Source organism: Novosphingobium sp. FG137 (genome assembly GCF_057809735.1).
The window spans coordinates 303,314-321,837 of the sequence record NZ_JBMDKN010000004.1 but is presented as its reverse complement, the minus strand read 5'-3'; the positions used below and the strand labels follow the sequence as shown (position 1 = coordinate 321,837).

The following is an 18,524-nucleotide window of genomic DNA, read 5'->3' as shown; positions in this document are numbered from 1 at the left end:
AGCGAGGCGAGCGACGACATGAAGCTATTGTTTGCAATGATGAGCATTGCGCTGGTCACCACGCCGGGTCTGGCCATGGCGCAGGCCGACGAAGTGATCGTCACCGCCCAGCGCAGGTCGGCCGACGACTACAATTCCGCCCAGCCCGCCGTCGGACTCAAGCGGACAGCCGATTTCGCGGTGCAGGAAGTCACCATCACCGGCGATACGCGCGATCCCAAAGGCCGCTCGAACGAGATCTACGCAACCCTCGCCCATGCCATCGCCCAGGCGCCGAAATCGGGTGTGCAGCTTGCCTATGGCACGCAGACGATTCAGCCAATCACGCTCAAAAACTACCGCGATCTGACCCTTGCGCGCGATAGCCGGCCCGATTCGCAGAAGCTGACCCTGCTGATCAAGGCACCGCTGCAGAACGGCCGGGACGCCCAAGCCGCAGAGGCAGCGATCACCGCATTCGTCAAGGCTGTCAGGCTGGAAGGGCGTGCGCTGATGGAGACGAGCGACGACCTAACTTTCTCGATCGTCGATCCAGACCAGTACCGCCCGGCGATTGCCGATGTGATTGCAGCGGATGCCAAGGCCATGGCGGCCAAACTCGGGCCGGACTACGGGGTGGAGATCGAAGGGCTGAACCGCCCGGTGGAATGGAACCGGGCTGGCCTTTCGGAAGTGCTGCTGTTCATTCCTTACAAGCTGGTGATCGTGCCCAAGCGCTAACGGGGGCGGCGCAGCGCGATATCGGCGGCGGTTGTCCGCAGCAGGGTCGCGCGGAGACCGCCTTTGAAGCCGCTGGCATGAATATCATCGATCAGCCAGCGATGACCGGCGCGTTGCAGCACGAAGCGCAGCACCTCGTGCCGGCCCGGCGCCTTGCCGAGCGACACTGTCACCCGGAGCCGCCCCCGGCCCTGCCCGCGCAGGCCCGTGATCCGCTCATGAAGGCCGCCCGCATCCCAGTCCTGACATTGGCACAGCCAGTCGAAATCGGAGAGGTCGTCGACTTCATCGCTGGGCGTGACCGCGCGCCACTTCGCGATCAGGGCCTTGAGGCGCGGGGTGAAAATCGGGCGCTCCCACGCCGCATCGTGCATTTCGGCGCGGCGAAAAGGGGCGTAGATCGCCGCAATCGCCGCCTCGGGCGTTGCCACAGGGGCGGCAGCCAGGGCGAGTGCGGCGAGGATTATCACAGACCAGCTCCATAGATCGCGCGCATCGGCGGGGTGTGCAGGCACTCGGCAAAGCTGAAGGGGCGCACAGCGAGCGGCCCAGCCTGCCCGGCATCAGGGTGGCGCGGATTGAACAGCACGACATCGCCTTCGGGGAGCACTTTCGATGCCAATGCCGCAGCCAACGAGCGGCGCTGCACAAGCCAGTCCGTTACCCACGTCTGGATCTCCGGCTCGGCAAGGCCGGCGGGCACCCGTTCCGGCGCTGCCGCAATGTCGATCCAGCCCAGCACAAGGTCCGCCGCGCCCTCGTCCGGATCGGTCGGCTGATAGCGCAGCGCGATCAACACCGCCAGCGCGGCCTCGGACGCGAAGTGAACCACCGGGAGACCCGGCGGCGAATAGCGCCCGCCGTGCGCAAGCGCGCCTGCGCCATCAATCGCGGTATGAACGGACCGAGTGATCCGCCAGAGCTTCACGGCACAAGCTTCCACTCCCACCCGAGCGGATCACCGTCCATGACCTCGACGCCCTTGGCGGCGAGTTCATCGCGCAGCGCATCGGAGCGGGCGAAGTCCTTGGCCGCGCGAGCCTCCTTGCGGGCGGCAAGGGTGGCTTCGATTTCGGCTTCGGTGATGGTCGCGGACTTGGGGCGGATGCGGAGGTCGGTGCGGGTGAGGTTCAGGAGATGGAGGCCGAGGACGGAGTCCATGGCGGCAAGTGCAGCGAGCTTCTCCGCCGGATCGACCTTCTTGAGCACCGCAACCTCTTCGAGCACGGTGAGCGCAATGGCCGTATTGAGGTCGTCCGACACCGCCGCGTCGAACCGTTCGAGGAAAGGCTGGAAGCGTGGACCGGGTGCAGTTGAGGAAGTGTCCTCGTCGCGCGCTCGTAACTGCTCGACCGCCATCACCAACCGCTTGAGCCGCGTCAGCGCTGCCCCCAGCCCTTCCCAACTGAACTCCAGTTCGCTGCGATAGTGCGCCTGCAGGCACAGCAGCCGGTACGCCAGCGGGTGGTAACCCTTGTCGATGAGCAGTTGCAACCGCAGGAACTCGCCCGAGGACTTCGACATCTTGCCGCTGCGCTCGACGAGAAAGTTGTTGTGCATCCAGATCTTGGCGCCCGAATTGGCCGCGTCGTCGAGGCCATTCGTGCAGCAGTGCGCCTGGTTCTGCGCGATCTCGTTGGGGTGGTGGATCTCGCGGTGGTCGATGCCGCCGGTGTGGATATCGAAGGGAAAACCCAGCACCGCGCCCGACATGACCGAGCATTCCAGATGCCACCCCGGTGCACCCTTGCCCCAGGGCGAATCCCACTCCATCTGCCGCGTCTCGCCCGGCGGGGTCTTGCGCCAGATCGCGAAGTCGGCCCAATGCCTTTTTCCTTCAACTTCACTGATGCGCATCCAAGCGGACTCTTCCTCCTCCAGCCTCTCAAGCATGTGGCGTCCGGCAAGTAACCCATAGTCGTCTACCGATTTGGTATCGAAGTAGAGGCCCTCCTCAATCTCATAGCAGTGCTTCGCCGCGATCCCCTTCGCAAACTCGATCATCTGCTCAACGTAGTCCGTCGCCACCGTCCACTGCGCGGGCTGGCGGATATTGAGCGCGCGCACATCGGCCCAGTAGGCCTGCTTGTAGTGCTCGGCCACGTCCCAGATCGACTGCTTCCGGGCCGCTGCCATCCGCTCCATCTTGTCCTCGCCATCGTCCGCATCGTCGGTAAGGTGGCCGACATCGGTGATGTTGATGACATGGGTGAGCTTGTAGCCCTTGAAGCTCAGCGTCCGCCCCAGCACGTCGGCAAAGACATAGGCGCGCATGTTGCCGATGTGGGGGTAGTTGTAGACCGTCGGCCCGCAGGTATAGACGCGCGCCTCGCCCGCGTGGACGGGCACGAACGGTTCGGTGCGGCGGGTCAGGCTGTTGAAGAGCGTGAGGGGAGCAGTCGTTTCCATGCCCCGCGCTCTGCCAGCCCGCGCGCCTGCCGGTCAAGCGCGCGCGCATCCCGATAAATGGGGACTGTCCCTATTTATTCAGCCGCCACCGGAGCGCTTGCCAGCACATCGATCTGGGCGGTGCAGCCCTTCTCCGCGAGCAGCGCCGCCACCGCGACGGGGTCTTCCGGCACATCCACCAGCAGCCGCATGGTGATCTTCACCGTCTGGCCGACCGGGCTGGTGAAGCGGTAGGTCTGGCCATCCACCACCGGCAGCGCCGCGACCGGCCACAGCTTGATCGCGCTTCCGGCGCGGAAGGTCACTTCGGCGGGGGTGTTGTCCGCGCCGTAGAGCGTGCCGTTGCCGGTCTCGGCACGGTTGGGCCGCCAGAGCACGACTTGCGCGGGATCGGCAATGCAGACGGTGCCGCCGCGGCTGACGTCGACATACCAGACATTGTCGGGGCGGACGGCTTCGGTCGGCTCTTCGGTATCGCCGCGCACGGCCCCGGTGCGGGTGCGCGCGCCGCCGCGTGCGATGAGCGCGGCGAGCGCGCTGTTTGCACCGCTTGCAGCATCGCGGTTGACGGCATTGTCGATGCGAAAGCTGCCCGGGCCGGACAGCACGCGCGAGCCAGCCTGATCGATCACCGTCACCTGATCGCCCGCCTTGAGCGTGACCGCCGCGCCCGCCGGCAGCTTGCGCCCCATGGGATAAACCGCCGCCGAAGGCCCGGTCGAGCGGATCACCACGGCTTGCGCATTGGCCGCCACGGTCCAGCCGCAGCTGGCAGCCATCAGGGCGGCGCCGGCAAGGGTGCGACTAGCCAAGGACATAGCTCTCTCCATCATCCAGTTCCGCCAGGCGGCGCGCCAGATTGGCCAGCGCAGGATCCTTGTGGCCGTCCGCACCGATTCGCGCTGTGAGCGCCTGCACAGCCGCGCGATTGCCCGCAGCGTGCGCGGCGACAAGATCTTCGGCAAGCGCGCGGGCGGAAGGATCGCCCTCCGGCACCGGCTCGAAAACCTCGACCGGCGTAGCCCGCCCGCGCAGGCGCACCGTGCCCATCGGGCGGAAGCCATCGAGGCCAGAGCGCTCCAGGGCCTCGCGGCTGACAAGGATCGTGGTGTCCAGCGGCTTGTTCGCACCTTCAAGCCGGGCGGCAGTGTTCATCGCATCGCCAAGCGCGGTGTACTGGATGCGCCCCTCGCCGCCGAAATTGCCAACGATCGCCTCGCCGAAATGGACGCCAACGCGAGTGCGGCCAATCGGCGGCACTCCGACAGGCGCATTGCGGCGGAAGTCCTCGCCCGCGTGATACATCGCGATGGCCGCCCTGACCGCGCGCTCCCCGTCGTCCGGATAAGCAATCGGCGCGCCCCAGAACGCGACGACCGCATCGCCGACGAATTTGTCGAGCGTGCCGCCGTGTTCGAGCACCACCGCCGAAAGCCGGTCGAGATAATCGTTGAGCAAGCGCGCGATCATTTCCGGTTCGACCGCGTGGGTCAGCTTGGTGAAGCCTTCAAGATCGCTGAACAGGCAGAAGATCGCCCGCTTCTCGCCATGCAGCCGCAGCCGCTCCGGATTGCGCAGGATTTCGCTGGCGACCGAGCGCGGCAGGTATTTGCCGAGTGCGCCCTGGGCGAACTCCCGCTGCGCCGCGCCCACTGCGCGCAGCGCCGCGCTGACGGCGACATAGGCGATCAGCCAGCCCGCCGGCCAGCCGACCGCCGGGAAGCCCAGCGTATCGAAGCCCGCTTGCGCGACAAGGAACGGAACCGCCGCGAACGCGAGGAGCTGCGCCGCCACGCCGAGCGCCAGCTGCCAGGGGCGTGCGCGCGCAGCAGCCGTCATCATGCCCAGCAGCACCGCAAGCACCGCGCCCAGCGCCTGCGCCCAGCCCGGCACGCCGCTTGGGCGCGCCTTGTCGAGCAATTGCGCTAGCATCGAGGCGTGCACTTCCACCCCGATCATCCGCGCGTGCCCGCCGCGTGGATCGGCGGAAAGGCCGGTGCGAGTGAACGGCGTGTCGAACTGATCGAAATCGGCAAAGTCGCCGCCGATCAGCACGTAGCGGCCGCGAATCGTATCGGCGACGAGCGGCGCGGTGGCGGGATCAGCGAGGAGATCGATGGGGATTTTCTCGAAGACCGGGCGCTCCTTCGCGCTGGGCAGGCGGTAGCGGATCGGCCCGGTGAACCCCGCAAAGGCCGGCACAGCGTCGGGCGTAGCCTGCGTCAGCGCTTCGGAGAGCAGCGGCGGCAGGCCGGGATAATGGCGCGGCCAGCGGCGCGCGGCGCCGTCGTTATCGGTGACGAGGAGGATGCTGGCGGGCTTCGTCGTATCCGTGCGCACCGCCGCGATATAGCGCCTGAGGTCCCGCTCCTGCTCCCAGGTGATCGCCTCTGGATTGGTGCGATTGCTGGCAAAGGCGAGGTAGACCGGCGTCGTCATGCCGCGCAGCGCAGCCTGAAGCAGCGGATCATCATCCTGCGCGCTATCGAGCAGGATATCGATGCCGATGCCCTTCGCCCCCATCCCTTCAATCTGCGCGAGGGCCTGCGCCAGCACGGTGCGATCGACCGGGGAGATCTGCCCGGTCTTGCGGTTGGTATCGTCAGTATAGACGACAAGGACGATGCGCTTGTCGGTATCCGTGCGGGGCGCGAAGCTGGCGGCGCGAAGGTCGTAGAGCGCATTTTCCGCATCGCCCAGAATGGGCAGGTGCCAGCTGCGCAGCGCAGTGAACAGCGCCAGCACAAGCAGCAGCGCCGCCACAGCCAGCCGCTGCCAGCCGAGCTCGCGCAGCCCCTGCCGCAGCGCCTGCGCCGATGTGCCTCTGGAATCAGGCATCGCCAACCCCCCGCGTTCTGCGGTTGATTAGCGCCCCCATGCGCCACTGCCTATGCAGTGGCGCATGCAATCCCATCAGAAGCCGAGGAACTTGACGTTGCCGTCCACCGGCTCGCGCTCGCGCGCGAAGTTGTTCACCGGGCTTTCCTCCTCGCGGTAGCCGATGGCGATGCCACAGAAGAAGATATGGGTTTCATCCGAAACGCCGAGGAAGTCTTTGATCAGCTTGGCATAAAGCGAAAGCGCTTCCTGCGGGCAGCTGTCGAGCCCTTCGCCGCGCAGCAGCAGCATGATCGTCTGCAGCCACATGCCGACGTCCGACCACTGCGGCGGCCCCATGCGGCGGTCGAAATAGCACAGCAGCACCGCCGGCGCACCGAACGAGACGACATTGGCGCCCATGAACTTGTTGCGCGCTTCGACATCCTCGCGGCCAATGCCCATCGCGCTGTACATCGCCTTGCCCACGCCGTGCAGCCGCGCCTTGCATTCGGGGATCACTTCCGGATCGTCCCAGCTGTACTCGCGCGGGTTCTGCGGCGGCGTCGCCATCATCTTCGCCTGAAGCTCCTTGAGCGGCTCGCCGGTGACAATGGCCGCTTCCCACGGCTGGAAATTGCAGCCCGAAGGCGCCCAGCGCGCGGTGTCCATCACCCGGCGCAGCACGTCGAGCGGAACGGGCTTGTCCTGAAACGCCCGGATCGAACGGCGCGTGAGTACGGCTTCGGCAACATTCATGGGCAATCTCTCCGGCTTATGCAGACATCCCTGCGCCAATATCAGGCACCGGCGCAGGAATACGATTTGCAGTTTAATTGACCGATTAAGGCAAGGCGGTCAACCGCGCATGGACGGTTGGCCGCCTTGCTCTGCCACGCTCTCAGTTGGCCGGAGCCGCAGGTGCCGCCGGAGCCGGCGTGGCCGCAAGCGCAGCTTCGACCTGATCCGCGCGCAGTGCGCCGGGCGCTGGCCCCATATCATCCGCATCGACCATCCGGTTGGTGCCGGCCTTGGTGAATTCCTCGGCGGTCGAGGGGCGCAGGTCTGGCCGTCCGGCCATCACGCCCATCTTGATCCGGCACATGGCGTACTGCGTCTCGTCGGCCTCGACCTCAAGCGCGAGCACGTCCTTGGCTTCGCTCTTCACGGTGTATTCGTGGCGGCCGGGATCGGTCACGAGGATGAAATAGCGGCCCGAGCCGAGCGAGCTGATCTTCTGGCCGCCCTCATTCACGGCGCAGCCCATCGCCGCCCCCATGATGGTACCGGTGCGGTAGAACACGATCTGGCCTTTGCCTGCGGGCGGCGCAGGGATGCGCACCGGGGGCTTGTCACCTGCGTGGGCCGACGTCGCCATCGTGGCCGTCGCCAACAGGATCAGTCCCGCCCTTGTTGCTGCCTTGATCATCCTGCTTCCTCTCCTCTTATGGACCGACGGGCGGAGTTGCCGGCCGGGTTGATGTATCCGATGTCGCCACGCCGCCATCCGGTGACAGCACCTTGAAAAGCTCGGCGGTCTTGGCGATGGCAGGGGTTCCCTTGGGGAATACGTTGTTCCGACCGGTGATGGCAAAGCCCACCAAGGCCACCGGCACAGGGCTCATCACGGTGGCGGCATTGAAGGCATCGATCTTGCCAATCGCGTCCTCGGACCGCTGGGCGATATGCATGGAGCGCAGCCGCAGGCGCTGCGAGCCGACGGAAAGGTAGCGTGCGGCCAACACGAGTTCGCCCGCCGTTCCGCTGCCGCCCGCTTTCTTGGCGTGGATCACTTCCCCTTGCCCCGGCGTCCCCGCAGGCACAAGTTCGTGGCCATCGATCACGATCGGCCGCGCAAGGTGGAAGGCAAAGGTCTCGCCCGTCTTGCTGATCTTGCTGCCCAGATCGGTATCGAGCACGAGGTCGACCGGCGCGAGCGCAGGAATGCACCGATCGCAGGGCAAATCCGTGGTGGCCGCCGGCACGGCTGCAAGGGGTTCAGCCGGTTCCGCCACTGAAGCAGGCACCGGTTGTGCAGGCAGGCAAGTCGGTGCGGAAAGCAGCAGCAGCGCTGGCACAACCCCAATTCGACGGCGCATCATCTTTCCCCCGCGCACGGCGTATCATCATTTCCGGCGCGCGGCATAGCGTGAAAAACGCCCGCGCCCGGCCTGGCGCGGTTTCCGATCATTCAGGGTATTGCGGCGCAAAGGACGATCCGGACCGACCGATCAGTCGTCATCCTCGAACAGCCCCGCCAGCTGCTCGACCATCGTGCCGCCAAGTTGCTCGACATCCATGATCGTCACCGCGCGGCGGTAGTAGCGCGTCACGTCATGGCCGATGCCGATGGCGACGAGCTGGACCGGGGACTGCTTCTCGATCCAGTCGATCACGCGGCGCAGGTGCTGTTCGAGATAGCCCGCCGAATTGACCGAGAGCGTCGAATCGTCGACCGGCGCGCCGTCCGAAATGACCATCAGGATGCGGCGATCCTCCTGCCGCGCCAGCAGGCGGGTATGGGCCCAGAGCAGCGCCTCGCCGTCGATGTTTTCCTTGAGCAGCCCCTCGCGCATCATCAGGCCTAGGTTCTTGCGCGCGCGGCGCCAAGGCTCGTCCGCCTTCTTGTAGACGATGTGGCGCAGATCGTTGAGGCGGCCGGGGTGCGCGGGCTTGCCGCCCGAAAGCCACGCCTCGCGCGATTGGCCGCCCTTCCACGCGCGGGTGGTGAAGCCGAGCACTTCGGTCTTCACGCCGCAGCGCTCCAGCGTGCGCGCCATGATGTCCGCACTGATTGCCGCGATCGAGATCGGGCGCCCGCGCATAGAGCCGGAATTGTCGATCAGCAGGGTGACGACGGTGTCCTTGAACTCGACGTCGCGCTCGATCTTGTACGACAGCGAATGGCCGGGCGAGATGACGACGCGCGCCAGCCGCGCGGCATCGAGGAGGCCTTCCTCCTGATCGAAATCCCACGAACGGTTCTGCTGCGCCATGAGGCGGCGCTGGAGACGGTTGGCAAGCCGGGTGACAATGCCCTGCAGGCCCTTCAACTGCGCATCGAGATAGGCGCGCAGGCGGGTGAGCTCTTCCTCGTCGCACAGCTCGGTGGCGGAAACGACTTCGTCGAACTGGGTGGTGTAGGCCTTGTATTCCCAGCTGTCCGGCAGATCGGTCCACGGCCGGTTGGGCCGCGTGGGCAGCATGCCCTCCTCGCCCTCGTCGGCCATGTCGGCGTCGGCGGTGTCTTCCGATGTCTCGGTCTGTTCCTGCTCCTCGCCCTGTTCGTCGCCTTCGGTAGTGTCCCCGGCGACTTCGCTCGGCTGCTGCTCGGCGCCGTCGTCGGAGGCGTCGGGCTGGTCCTCGGCCTCGTCGTCAGCCTGCTCGCCCTCGTCCTCATCGCCGCCGTCATCGGCCTCGTCGGGGGACTTGGTGAGATCGAGGTGGCCGAGCATTTCGAGCGCGAGGTTCTGGAACGCCTTCTGGTCGTCCAGCAGATCGGCAAACCCTTCAAGATCGGCCCCGGCGCGCGCTTCGATCCAGCTGCGCACCATCGCAGTGCCGATTTCGGCGGCGGGAGGCACGGCCTGCCCGGTCAGCTTCTCGCGCAGCAGCATGGCAAGCGCGGTGGGCAGCGGCACGTCCTCGGGCCGGATCGCGCGGGCGATCGGATCGGAGGCGATGCGCATCGTCGTCGCGGCGTCGAGGTTGCCCCGGATACCGGCATAGCCGTCCGACCCCAGCGCCTCGTAGCGCACCTGCTCGATCGCATCGTAGCAAGCGCGGGCGAGCGGTTCGGTGGGGGCACTGCGGTTGTGCAAGGTCTCGTTGTGCAGACGCAGCTTGAGCGCCATGCCATCGGCAAAGCCCCGCGCTTCGGCCACTTGCGCGGCAGGTAGCGCCCGGCCCGGCATCGGCAGGCGCAAGTTCGTCCCCGTCTGGCTCGGCGCATCGGCGGTCCAGGCGACTTCGAGCTCGGGCACATCGGCCACGGCGCGCGCGGTGCCGGCGAGAACCGAGCGGAACTGGTCGAGGGGGCTTTCGTCAGGCAAGGTCTGTCTTCATCCGTCGGGTTGGGTTTCAGCCGATTGCCGACTTCACCCGATTGTCTGCCCCGTCTTGGCCCAATCCGCAAGGAAGCCTTCGATGCCCTTTTCGGTCAGCACATGCTTGAACAGGCCCTTGATCACGGCAGGCGGCGCGGTGATCACGTCGGCACCGATCTTGGCGCTTTCGAGCACGTGGACGCCGTGGCGGATCGAGGCGACGAGGATTTCGGTGCCGAAGGCGTAGTTGTCGTAGATCAGGCGGATATCGCGGATGAGATCCATGCCGTCGAAGCCGTTGTCGTCATGCCGCCCGACGAAGGGCGAGATGAAGGTCGCGCCGGCCTTGGCCGCCAGCAGCGCCTGATTGGCCGAGAAGCACAGCGTGACGTTGACCATCGTGCCGTCGCTGGTGAGCGCCTTGCAGGTCTTGAGGCCATCGATGGTGAGCGGCACCTTGATGCAGACGTTGTCGGCAATCTTACGCAGGATTTCCGCCTCGCGCATCATGCCTTCGTGATCGAGCGCCACGACTTCGGCCGAGACCGGGCCGCTGGTGAGGCCGCAGATCTCGCGCGTCACTTCGATGAAATCGCGGCCCGCCTTGGCGATCAGCGAAGGATTGGTGGTCACGCCGTCGAGCAGGCCGGTGGAGGCAAGGTCGGCAATCTCGGCGGTGTCAGCGGTGTCGACGAAAAACTTCATGGGGAACGTGTCCTGTGTCCGATTCTGCGAACCCTATAGCGCGAGGGCGGGCGCTGTGTAGCCTGTCATTCTTCCCCAAGCGGGTGGCGGTGAGCCTTTGCCCCCAAGGCCACCAGTCCCTAGATGGGGTGCATGACCCGCGTGCGCTGCATCGTTTTCAACGCCGCCCTCGGCGCACTCGACTACCGGCTGCCGTCCGGGATGGAGGCGCCGCCGGGCAGCGTGGTCGTGCTGCCGCTGGGGCCGCGCCAGATTCTGGGCGTGGTGTGGGATGATGGCGATCTTCCCCGCGATGACTATCCCGAGCACAAGCTGCGCAGCGTTCTCGAAGTCCTGCCGGTGCCGCCGCTGCCCGCGCCGCTGCGCCGCTTGATCGCGTGGACGGCGGACTACTACCTCGCGCCGCTCTCTGCCGTGGCGCGCATGGCGCTGTCGAGCAGCGCGGCGCTGAAGGGTAGCGGGACCGTCACCGAATACCGCCTCACTGGCGAGGAGCCCGCGCGGATGACGCCGCAGCGGCTGCAGGCGCTCGATCTGCTGCAGGGCGAACAGGCGACGATGCGCGAGCTGGCGGAGATCGCAGGTGTTTCCGAAGGCGTGCTGCGCGGGATGCTAAGCCAGGGGCTGCTGGAGCCGGTGCTGGTCGATAGCGACCGGCCCTACCCCGCGCCCGATCCGCTGTTCGCCGCACCGGCGTTGGCCGAGCAGCAGGCCGAGGCAGCGGCGGAGATGGTGGAGGCAGTCGCAGCGCATAGGTTCCAGCCGTTCCTGCTCGACGGGGTGACGGGCTCCGGCAAGACCGAGACCTATTTCGAGGCCGTGGCAGCGGCGCTGGAGGCCGGGCGGCAGGTGCTGGTGCTGCTGCCCGAAATCGCACTCACCGCCGCGTTTCTGGGCCGGTTCGAGGCACGGTTCGGGGTGACGCCCGTCACCTGGCATTCCTCGCTCAAGGCATCGGAGCGGCGGCGGGCGTGGCGGCAGGTGGCGTTTGGCGGGGCAAATGTGGTGGTCGGAGCGCGCTCGGCGCTGTTCCTGCCGTTTGCAGATCTCGGCCTCGTGGTGGTCGACGAGGCGCACGAAGTGGCGTTCAAGCAGGACGACGGTGTGCGCTACAACGCCCGCGACGTGGCGGTGATGCGCGGACATTTCGAGGGCGTGCCGGTGGTGCTGGCAAGCGCGACACCGGCGCTCGAAAGCCTGCAGATGGCCGAGGCGGGGCGCTACAAGCGGCTCGTGCTGCCGAGCCGGTTCGGCGGGGCGCAGTTGCCGAAGATCGAGATCATCAACCTGACGGAACTGCAGCCGCCGCGCGGGCGCTGGCTGGCGCCGCCGCTGGTGGAAGCGCTGCAGGACCGGCTGGCCAAGGGCGAGCAGAGCCTGCTGTTCCTCAACCGGCGGGGCTATGCGCCGCTTACGCTGTGCCGGCACTGCGGGTTCCGCTTCAAGTGCCCCAACTGCTCGGCCTGGCTGGTCGAGCACCGGCTTTCGCAGCGGCTGGCCTGCCACCATTGCGGGCACGAGGTGCCACCGCCGCCGGTCTGCCCGGAATGCGGCGAGCCCGATTGCCTTGTCGCCTGCGGCCCCGGCGTGGAGCGGATTGCTGACGAGGTGAGCGAGCTGCTGCCGGGCGCGCGGGTGGCGGTGGTCACCTCCGACACGCTGGCCAGCCCCGCCGCTGCTGCCGAGTTCGTGGCGCAGGCGGAAGGGGGGGCGATCGACGTGATCGTGGGGACGCAGCTCGTGACCAAGGGGTTCCACTTTCCCGAGCTGACGCTGGTTGGCGTCGTAGATGCCGACATGGGGCTTGATGGCGGGGACTTGCGCGCGGCGGAGCGGACCTACCAGCAGATCGCGCAAGTCGCCGGGCGCGCCGGGCGCGGGGCCAAGCCGGGCGAGGTGCTGATCCAGACGCGCCATCCCAAGGCCGAGGTGATCGCCGCGCTCGCCAGCGGATCGCGCGACGCGTTCTACGCGGCCGAGACCGAAGCGCGGCGCGAGGCGGGCGCGCCGCCGTTTGGCCGGTGGGCGGCGATCATCGTTTCGAGCGAGGACGAGGCCGAAGCCCGCGAAGCAGCCCGCGCTATCGGCGGCACGCGGCCGGATGAGCCCGGTGTCCTGATCCTCGGCCCCGCCCCTGCCCCGCTTTCGTTGCTGCGCGGGCGGCACCGCTACCGCCTGCTGATCGCGGCGCGCCGTTCGGCCGAAGTGCAAAAGCTGATCCGAAGCTGGCTCGCCCCGCTGCGCTTCCCGCCGGGGGTGCGGGTGGCGGTGGATATCGACCCCTATTCCTTCGTCTGAAATCCAACGCAAGTTGACACAGTTGACACTGTCCTGAGCACAGTATCCGATCCGGTTGCATCGTTCTATTTCAGCGGCTTGACGATTCAAAGAGCAGAAAGCCGATGTGCCATGGCCGGGGGCGTGTAGGAAAATGGATTCTGCGGCTCCCTCTCCTGGCCCTCTCCCCTGAAGGGGAAAGGGCTCAAGGTTGCGTCTGGGGTATAGTGTAGCGGACTGTCTCGACCGCATGGTCCTCCCCCAGCGAGACAACCACGTCAGCGCGCTCGGGCAGATCGGCCAGCAGGTGCCGCGTGATCCGTTCGTAGTGCATCACGAAGCGGGCCAGTTCGGCATCCGTCATCCCGCCGCCGGTGCGGGCGCGCAGTTTGCTTTCCTGCAGTTGCCGCCAGCCGAGGACGGCTTCGAAGCCGGGGGCGGCGAGCATGACGAGGTAATCGGGCGCATCGAACAAGGCGCGATAGGGGCCAGCGAGCGCGGCGTTGACATAGGCGCGCCAGGTGCCGTGCAGGTCTTCCCCGGCTTCAAGGCGGTTGATCGGGGCAGCGAGATCGGCTGCGGATTGGGGCGTGGCGGCCATGCACCAGCCTTCGAACAGCAGCACATCCAGCGGGTCTTCGAGCAGCGGCCACCGCGTTTCGGGCACGCGGTCATCCGCCCCCTTGTCGAAGCGCGGGAGGCAGATGCCGCGCTGGCCAGCGCGGACTGCATTCAGCAGCGAGAGGCCGAGCGCCACATCATGCGTGCCGGGAACCCCGCGCGTGGCGAAGAGCGGATGGACCGATGCGGCGAGTTCGGCGCGCGCGGCGCGGGTGAGATAGAGGTCGTCGAGCGAAAGCGTGGCCACGCGAAGGCCGTGGTCCTCGGCGAGGAGCGCTTCGAGCATGCGGCAGAGCGTGGACTTGCCGCTGCCCTGCGAACCGCTGACACCGACGATGAGCGGCACGCCGGTGGCCCTTGCTGCGATGGCGGCAGCAAGGGGGCGCCAGTATGTCTCGATGGTGGCGCGGTAGGTTTCCGGCAACCGCTCAGCCGCCATGAAGGCTGCGATTGCGGGGCTTTGCTCCCTCACCCCTCCAGCAGCGCAGCCGCTTGCAACAGGCGATTGCCGTGGTCGGTTTCTTCCCGCCCGTTGGCGCGCAGGAGGGCGGCGGCTTCTTCGTTGCCGATGCTGGCGGCCCAGCCTTCGTAGAGCGTTTCGCCGTCGAATTCGGTCTGCGCCAGCTTGCGCAGCGCGGGCGGGGTGAGTTCGCCGATGGGGAACACGCCGCTGGCGAGATAGGGGTTGTCGCCCGCCTCGGGGGGCGTGAAGTCCTCGCCCGTCAGCACCTTGAGCACCGCGGCGGCGCGGCGGGCGTGGACGAACTCCTCATCGCCGTTGGTGCGCAGGAGATCGGCGACGGCGGGGTTTTCGGCGCCCGCAGCAGTGGCGCGGTAGAGTTCCTTGCTAGCGGCTTCGACGAGGCACATGACCTTGATGTCCATGACCGTGGGCGCGGTGACGGTGCCGATGTGGGCGAAGGCCTCGCCGATGGTCTGCGGCATTCCCGGTTCGAGCGTGACGGTGGGCATGTGGGGTCTCCCTTGGTGTTCTGGTTCCGGGGGAGCGTACATCAGGGGTGGGCGGCAAGGGAAGGCGATTTAATCGCGCGGCTAATGTGGTGCGGGATGCTTCGACAAGCTCAGCATGAGCGGGGGTTTGTGCTCTGCCAATTTCCCCTCTCGCGGGCCCTCTCTCCTGCCCTTCGACAAGCTCAGGATGAGCGTGGGAGAGGGCTAAAGCGGCAGGAGTGCGCCTTCGCGCTGGAGGAGCTTGGCCTTGATATCGAGGCCCCAGGCATAGCCGCCGAGGCTGCCATCGGTGCGGATCACGCGGTGGCAGGGGATGAGCAGCGAGACGTGGTTGGCGCCGTTGGCAGAGCCTGCGGCGCGCACCGCGCCGGGGCGGCCGACTTCGGCGGCGAGCTGGGCGTACGTGCGCGTCTCGCCCTTGGGGATGCGGCGCAGCGCCTGCCAGATGTCCTGCTGAAAGGGTGTGCCGGCAACATCGACGGGGATGTGGCTGAAATCGACCTCGCCGGGGGCTTCGGCAGCGGCGACGATTTCAGCGAGAAGGCGCGCGAAGTGTTCACCGCCTCGGATGCGTTCGGCCTTGGGAAAGCGATCGGCCAGAACGGCGGGATCCTCACCGAAGGAGAGGCGGCAGACGCCCTTGTCCGTCGCGGCGACGAGCATCGGGCCGAGCGACGTCTGCGCGACATCCCAGCGGATCACTGCGCCGCGGCCGCCATCGATCCAGGCGGAGGGGGTGGGTTCGGTCCGGCTCATCGGCGTGCTCCTGCTGCGGGTGTGGCCAGCCTTGTAGCGCCTCCGATACCGGCAGGCTTCCCGCCGCTTGCGGTCAATTTGCCGGGTTGGTGCGGCGGATGGTCAGCGCGATGGCATGCGCCTCGTTCATCACCGCGTTGATCCCGGTGTCCGGGCGATTGTCGTAGACGTTGACGTTGACGAGCTTCTCGCCAACGACTGTCATGCAGGTGGCGACAAGGCCGGGCTTTGCCGGCTTGCCCGCCTCGAAGGCAATGGACACGCGCCCGCCCATGTAGATGCAGTCTGCATCGCGGCTGATATAGCCGAAGTCGCTTTCGACCTTGGTCTGCAAGCCGGTGACCTTGTCGATCCCCTCCTTGGCCATGCGATCGAAATCCCCGCCGAACTTGGGCGAATCCGGCCCGGTGAGCGTGGCGTTGAGCGACGCGAGCGTATCCTCCTTCGGCAGCCGCATGAGCAGGACCTGGGTGGGCACCTTGAGCAGGACATAGTGCGTACCCGCCTGCTCTGCCGCGCCGCAGGTCCAGAAATCGGCCACGGTGACGTTTCTGCCATCGGCGGCGGCGGTCATCTGGGCAATGGCCGCCGAGTCTCCGGTCGGGAGGCAGAGCCCGGCGGGAATGGGCATGGTCATGGCCGCCTCGCCGATGCGGAACGGCGCTTCGGCCGGCTGATCGGCTGCGGCCGCGGCAACCGGTGCCGCGAGCAACAGCAAGGCCACAGCGAGCCTGCGCGAAATCTTACCTGAACCCATGGAATGCCCCCACCTTGCGGAACCCAAGGTGTAATGCGAAACCGCTGCTCTGCAATCCCGGTCGCCAAAGGAACTTAGCCTGCATGGACTTGCTGCGCCGAATCATCTGCATCCTTGGCGCCATCACGCTGGCTCTGGCCGCGCCCGCGCTGGCCGATCCCGGCGATATTGCCGCCGCGAGCCGGGGCGTGGTGCGGGTGGTGCTGATCCAGTATGATGGCGGCGCAGCGCGGCTCGTAAGCCACGGCACCGGCTTTGCCATCGCGCCCGATCTCGTGGTGACCAATGCTCACGTGGTGGAAGACCTGCGCAGCAGCGACGGGATCGTGGCGGGCGTCGTCCCGTCCGAGGGGCGCGGAGGCTATGCCGCGACGATTGCCGCCTATTCGCCCCAGCGCGATCTGGCATTGCTGAAGCTGAAGCCGGGCGCTTCGCTCAATGCGCTGACGCTGTTTTCCGGCGCGCCGACGGACGGCGAGGACGTTTATGCCGCGGGCTATCCGGGCAATGTCGATATGGCCGAGGGGCTTTCGATGGGCGACCTCGTCAGCCCGCAGGCGGCGGTGAAGACGCGCGGCTATGTTTCGGCGGGGCGCTCAAGCCGCGCGTTCGACACGATCCTGCACACCGCGCCGATCGGTTCGGGCAATTCGGGCGGGCCGCTGCTCGATGCCTGCGGGCGGGTGCTCGGCGTCAACAGCTTCGGCACGGTGAGCGAGAACACGACTGATTCGGCGTTCTACTTCGCGATCTCGATGCGCGAGCTTTCCGCGTTCCTGCAGGAGGCCGGGGTGAGCCCGCATGTGAGCGGCGCGCCCTGCACTTCGCTCGCCGATCTCGACCGGGCGGACGCGGCGCGCGGGGCCGAGGATCAGGCGCGGCTGGCGGCAACGGCGGAAGCGCGCAAGGCCGCGCAGGCCGAATTTGCCGCCAAGGCGCAGCATGATGCGGAACTGCAGATCCTTTCCGAACGCGACAACGGGCTGGCGCTGGCGGCGGTGCTGCTGGTGGCGGCGGTGGCGGCGGGTGCGGCGGCGTTCGCCTTCCTCCAGCGCGGCAAGCAGCGCGAACTCAGGATCGCGGGCGGCGCGGCGGGGGTGCTGGCGCTTGCGGCAGTGGCCGTGTGGCTGCTGCGCCCGCCGCTCAGCCTGATCGACGAGCGCGCCAAGGACATCATCGCCGAAACCAAGGCCAGGGCCGAGGCGAGCCCGGCGGCAGATGCCAGCGCTCCTGCGCCGGAAAGCCCGCAAAAGCTGGTCTGCGTGCTCGATCCGCAGCGCAGCCGGGTGACCGTTTCCGACGTGACCGACGTGCCGCTGAGCTGGGCGCCGGGCGGCTGCGTCAACGGGCGGACGCAATACGGGTTGGCGGGGGACGGCTGGAGCCGGGTGCTGGTGCCGCAGGGCGAGGCGACGATTTCGGTGACGCGGTTCGATGCGGATCGGCGCGAGTACACGGTCGAGCGCTATCTCATGGGGCTCGACGCGATGACCGCCGCGCGGGCGGCGCGGGCGAAGCTGAGCGCACCGGCCTGCGGGGTGGACGAGGCGGCAGCGCGCGCGCTGGGCGAGGCGCAGGGGGCGATCCGGGCTCTGCTGCCTGGCGAGCCCAACGAGCGACTGCGCTACACTTGCAAGCCCGCGCCCTGATCGCGCGAGGAAGATCGTGCGAGGCATCTGACGGCCCTGAGGGGCCTGCCTGAAAGGGCTTGGTTTTCACACTGTCCCGGGAATCGGCAACTGGCATCTTGTCAGGCAGGGACTTGGTTGCTAGGCGCGCCCCCATTGCGGGCCGCCGTGCTTTGTGCGCGGCACCATGGCCCATGCAAGCTACATTTGCGATCCATCCTGGATGAAGGGGACCAAGGCGCGTGGAGATTTCCGGCGGGATTACGGCCAGCTTGGCGGGACGTTATGCGGCCGCGCTCTATGACTTGGCGGGCGAACAGGGGGTTGTGACGGCGGTCGAAACCGACCTCGACACCCTTGGCGCGGCGGTGCGCGAATCGGATGATCTGGCCGCGCTGCTCAAGAACCCCGAAGTCTCGCGCGATGCCGCCGCGAAGACGATCGACGCGGTTGCCGACTATCTCAAACTTTCGGGCCTCACCCGCAAGTTCCTCGGCGTGCTGGCGGCTAACCGCCGTCTCGCCTCGCTGCCCGATGTGGTGCGCGCGTTCACCGCGATCGCCGCTGCGGCGCGCGGAGAGGTGACCGCCGAAGTAACCACCGCGCACCCGCTCGACGATGCGCAGCTTGCGGCGCTTGCCGACAAGCTCAAGGCCCGCGAGGGCCGCTCCGTCACGGTCAAGGCTCATGTCGATCCGGCTATTCTGGGCGGCCTCGTCGTTCAGATCGGTAGCCGCATGATCGACGGTTCGATCCGCACCCGTCTCAATTCGCTCGCCCAGGCCATGAAGGGCTGAAGCTCCAAAAGTTTTACGA

Annotated in this window: 17 protein-coding genes and 1 pseudogene; 4 read left to right on the top strand and 14 right to left on the bottom strand. The window is 67.3% G+C overall.

Going from position 1 to position 18,524, the window contains the following annotated elements; translation table 11 throughout:
• Positions 1-18 precede the first annotated feature (18 nt).
• Positions 19-720, top strand: a complete 702-nt coding sequence (locus ACODS2_RS13400; protein ID WP_488999272.1) for a TonB-dependent receptor — start codon at positions 19-21, stop codon at positions 718-720.
• Here ACODS2_RS13400 and ACODS2_RS13395 read toward each other — a convergent pair.
• The 10 genes from ACODS2_RS13395 to fsa all read right to left on the bottom strand — a co-directional run bounded on the left by ACODS2_RS13395 (position 717) and on the right by fsa (position 10,697).
• Positions 717-1,190 (bottom strand): DUF3828 domain-containing protein, encoded by a 474-nt coding sequence (locus ACODS2_RS13395; protein ID WP_488999271.1) that lies wholly within the window; start codon positions 1,188-1,190, stop codon positions 717-719. The two genes, ACODS2_RS13400 and ACODS2_RS13395, sit on opposite strands and share 4 nt — an antisense overlap.
• Positions 1,187-1,648 carry an RES family NAD+ phosphorylase gene (locus ACODS2_RS13390; RefSeq protein WP_488999270.1) on the bottom strand — a complete coding sequence of 154 codons (462 nt, stop codon included), beginning with the start codon at positions 1,646-1,648 and terminating at the stop codon, positions 1,187-1,189. The genes ACODS2_RS13395 and ACODS2_RS13390 overlap by 4 nt, the downstream gene beginning before the upstream one ends.
• Positions 1,645-3,129 (bottom strand): cysteine--tRNA ligase, encoded by a 1,485-nt coding sequence (gene cysS, locus ACODS2_RS13385; protein ID WP_488999269.1) that lies wholly within the window; start codon positions 3,127-3,129, stop codon positions 1,645-1,647. Before cysS ends, ACODS2_RS13390 begins: the two co-directional genes overlap by 4 nt.
• A 74-nt stretch (positions 3,130-3,203) precedes the next feature.
• Positions 3,204-3,908, bottom strand: a complete 705-nt coding sequence (locus ACODS2_RS13380) for a hypothetical protein (protein ID WP_488999268.1) — start codon at positions 3,906-3,908, stop codon at positions 3,204-3,206.
• 25 nt (positions 3,909-3,933) lie between these two features.
• A complete protein-coding gene (locus tag ACODS2_RS13375) occupies positions 3,934-5,967 on the bottom strand; it encodes a CHASE2 domain-containing protein (RefSeq protein ID WP_488999267.1) in 2,034 nt (677 codons plus the stop codon).
• A 75-nt stretch (positions 5,968-6,042) separates the two neighbouring features.
• Entirely contained in the window at positions 6,043-6,705 is a 663-nt protein-coding gene (locus ACODS2_RS13370; protein WP_488999266.1) for a nitroreductase, read from the bottom strand.
• A 142-nt stretch (positions 6,706-6,847) separates the two neighbouring features.
• Positions 6,848-7,375, bottom strand: coding sequence for a DUF2846 domain-containing protein (locus tag ACODS2_RS13365; protein ID WP_488999265.1), 528 nt, complete (start codon positions 7,373-7,375; stop codon positions 6,848-6,850).
• Positions 7,376-7,391: 16 nt separating this feature from the next.
• Positions 7,392-7,973 (bottom strand): hypothetical protein, encoded by a 582-nt coding sequence (locus ACODS2_RS13360; RefSeq protein WP_488999264.1) that lies wholly within the window; start codon positions 7,971-7,973, stop codon positions 7,392-7,394.
• Between the two features lie 204 nt (positions 7,974-8,177).
• On the bottom strand, positions 8,178-9,998 hold the full coding sequence (gene cobT / locus ACODS2_RS13355) for a cobaltochelatase subunit CobT (protein WP_488999263.1): 1,821 nt from the start codon (positions 9,996-9,998) through the stop codon (positions 8,178-8,180).
• A 45-nt stretch (positions 9,999-10,043) separates the two neighbouring features.
• Positions 10,044-10,697, bottom strand: a complete 654-nt coding sequence (fsa, locus tag ACODS2_RS13350; protein WP_488999262.1) for a fructose-6-phosphate aldolase — start codon at positions 10,695-10,697, stop codon at positions 10,044-10,046.
• A gap of 132 nt (positions 10,698-10,829) precedes the next feature.
• Between fsa and ACODS2_RS13345 the strand changes: the two genes are divergently transcribed.
• The gene (locus tag ACODS2_RS13345; protein WP_488999261.1) at positions 10,830-12,995 is read left to right on the top strand and encodes a primosomal protein N'; all 2,166 of its coding nucleotides are present in this window, start codon (positions 10,830-10,832) and stop codon (positions 12,993-12,995) included.
• 184 nt (positions 12,996-13,179) lie between these two features.
• On the opposite strand, the gene ACODS2_RS13340 is transcribed toward ACODS2_RS13345, so the two are convergent.
• The 4 genes and pseudogenes from ACODS2_RS13340 to ACODS2_RS13325 all read right to left on the bottom strand — a co-directional run bounded on the left by ACODS2_RS13340 (position 13,180) and on the right by ACODS2_RS13325 (position 16,080).
• Complete coding sequence (locus ACODS2_RS13340; protein WP_488999260.1) at positions 13,180-14,034, bottom strand: kinase; 855 nt, start codon at positions 14,032-14,034, stop codon at positions 13,180-13,182.
• Positions 14,035-14,063: 29 nt separating this feature from the next.
• Entirely contained in the window at positions 14,064-14,567 is a 504-nt protein-coding gene (locus tag ACODS2_RS13335; protein ID WP_488999259.1) for a hypothetical protein, read from the bottom strand.
• 204 nt (positions 14,568-14,771) lie between these two features.
• Positions 14,772-15,308, bottom strand: a pseudogene (locus ACODS2_RS13330) (methylated-DNA--[protein]-cysteine S-methyltransferase); the annotation flags it as partial.
• 88 nt (positions 15,309-15,396) lie between these two features.
• Positions 15,397-16,080 carry a hypothetical protein gene (locus tag ACODS2_RS13325; protein ID WP_488999258.1) on the bottom strand — a complete coding sequence of 228 codons (684 nt, stop codon included), beginning with the start codon at positions 16,078-16,080 and terminating at the stop codon, positions 15,397-15,399.
• 83 nt (positions 16,081-16,163) lie between these two features.
• On the opposite strand from ACODS2_RS13325, the gene ACODS2_RS13320 reads away from it, so the two are divergent.
• The gene (locus ACODS2_RS13320; protein ID WP_488999257.1) at positions 16,164-17,729 is read left to right on the top strand and encodes a S1C family serine protease; all 1,566 of its coding nucleotides are present in this window, start codon (positions 16,164-16,166) and stop codon (positions 17,727-17,729) included.
• Positions 17,730-17,950: 221 nt separating this feature from the next.
• A complete protein-coding gene (locus ACODS2_RS13315; RefSeq protein WP_488999256.1) occupies positions 17,951-18,505 on the top strand; it encodes a F0F1 ATP synthase subunit delta in 555 nt (184 codons plus the stop codon).
• Positions 18,506-18,524 lie beyond the last annotated feature (19 nt).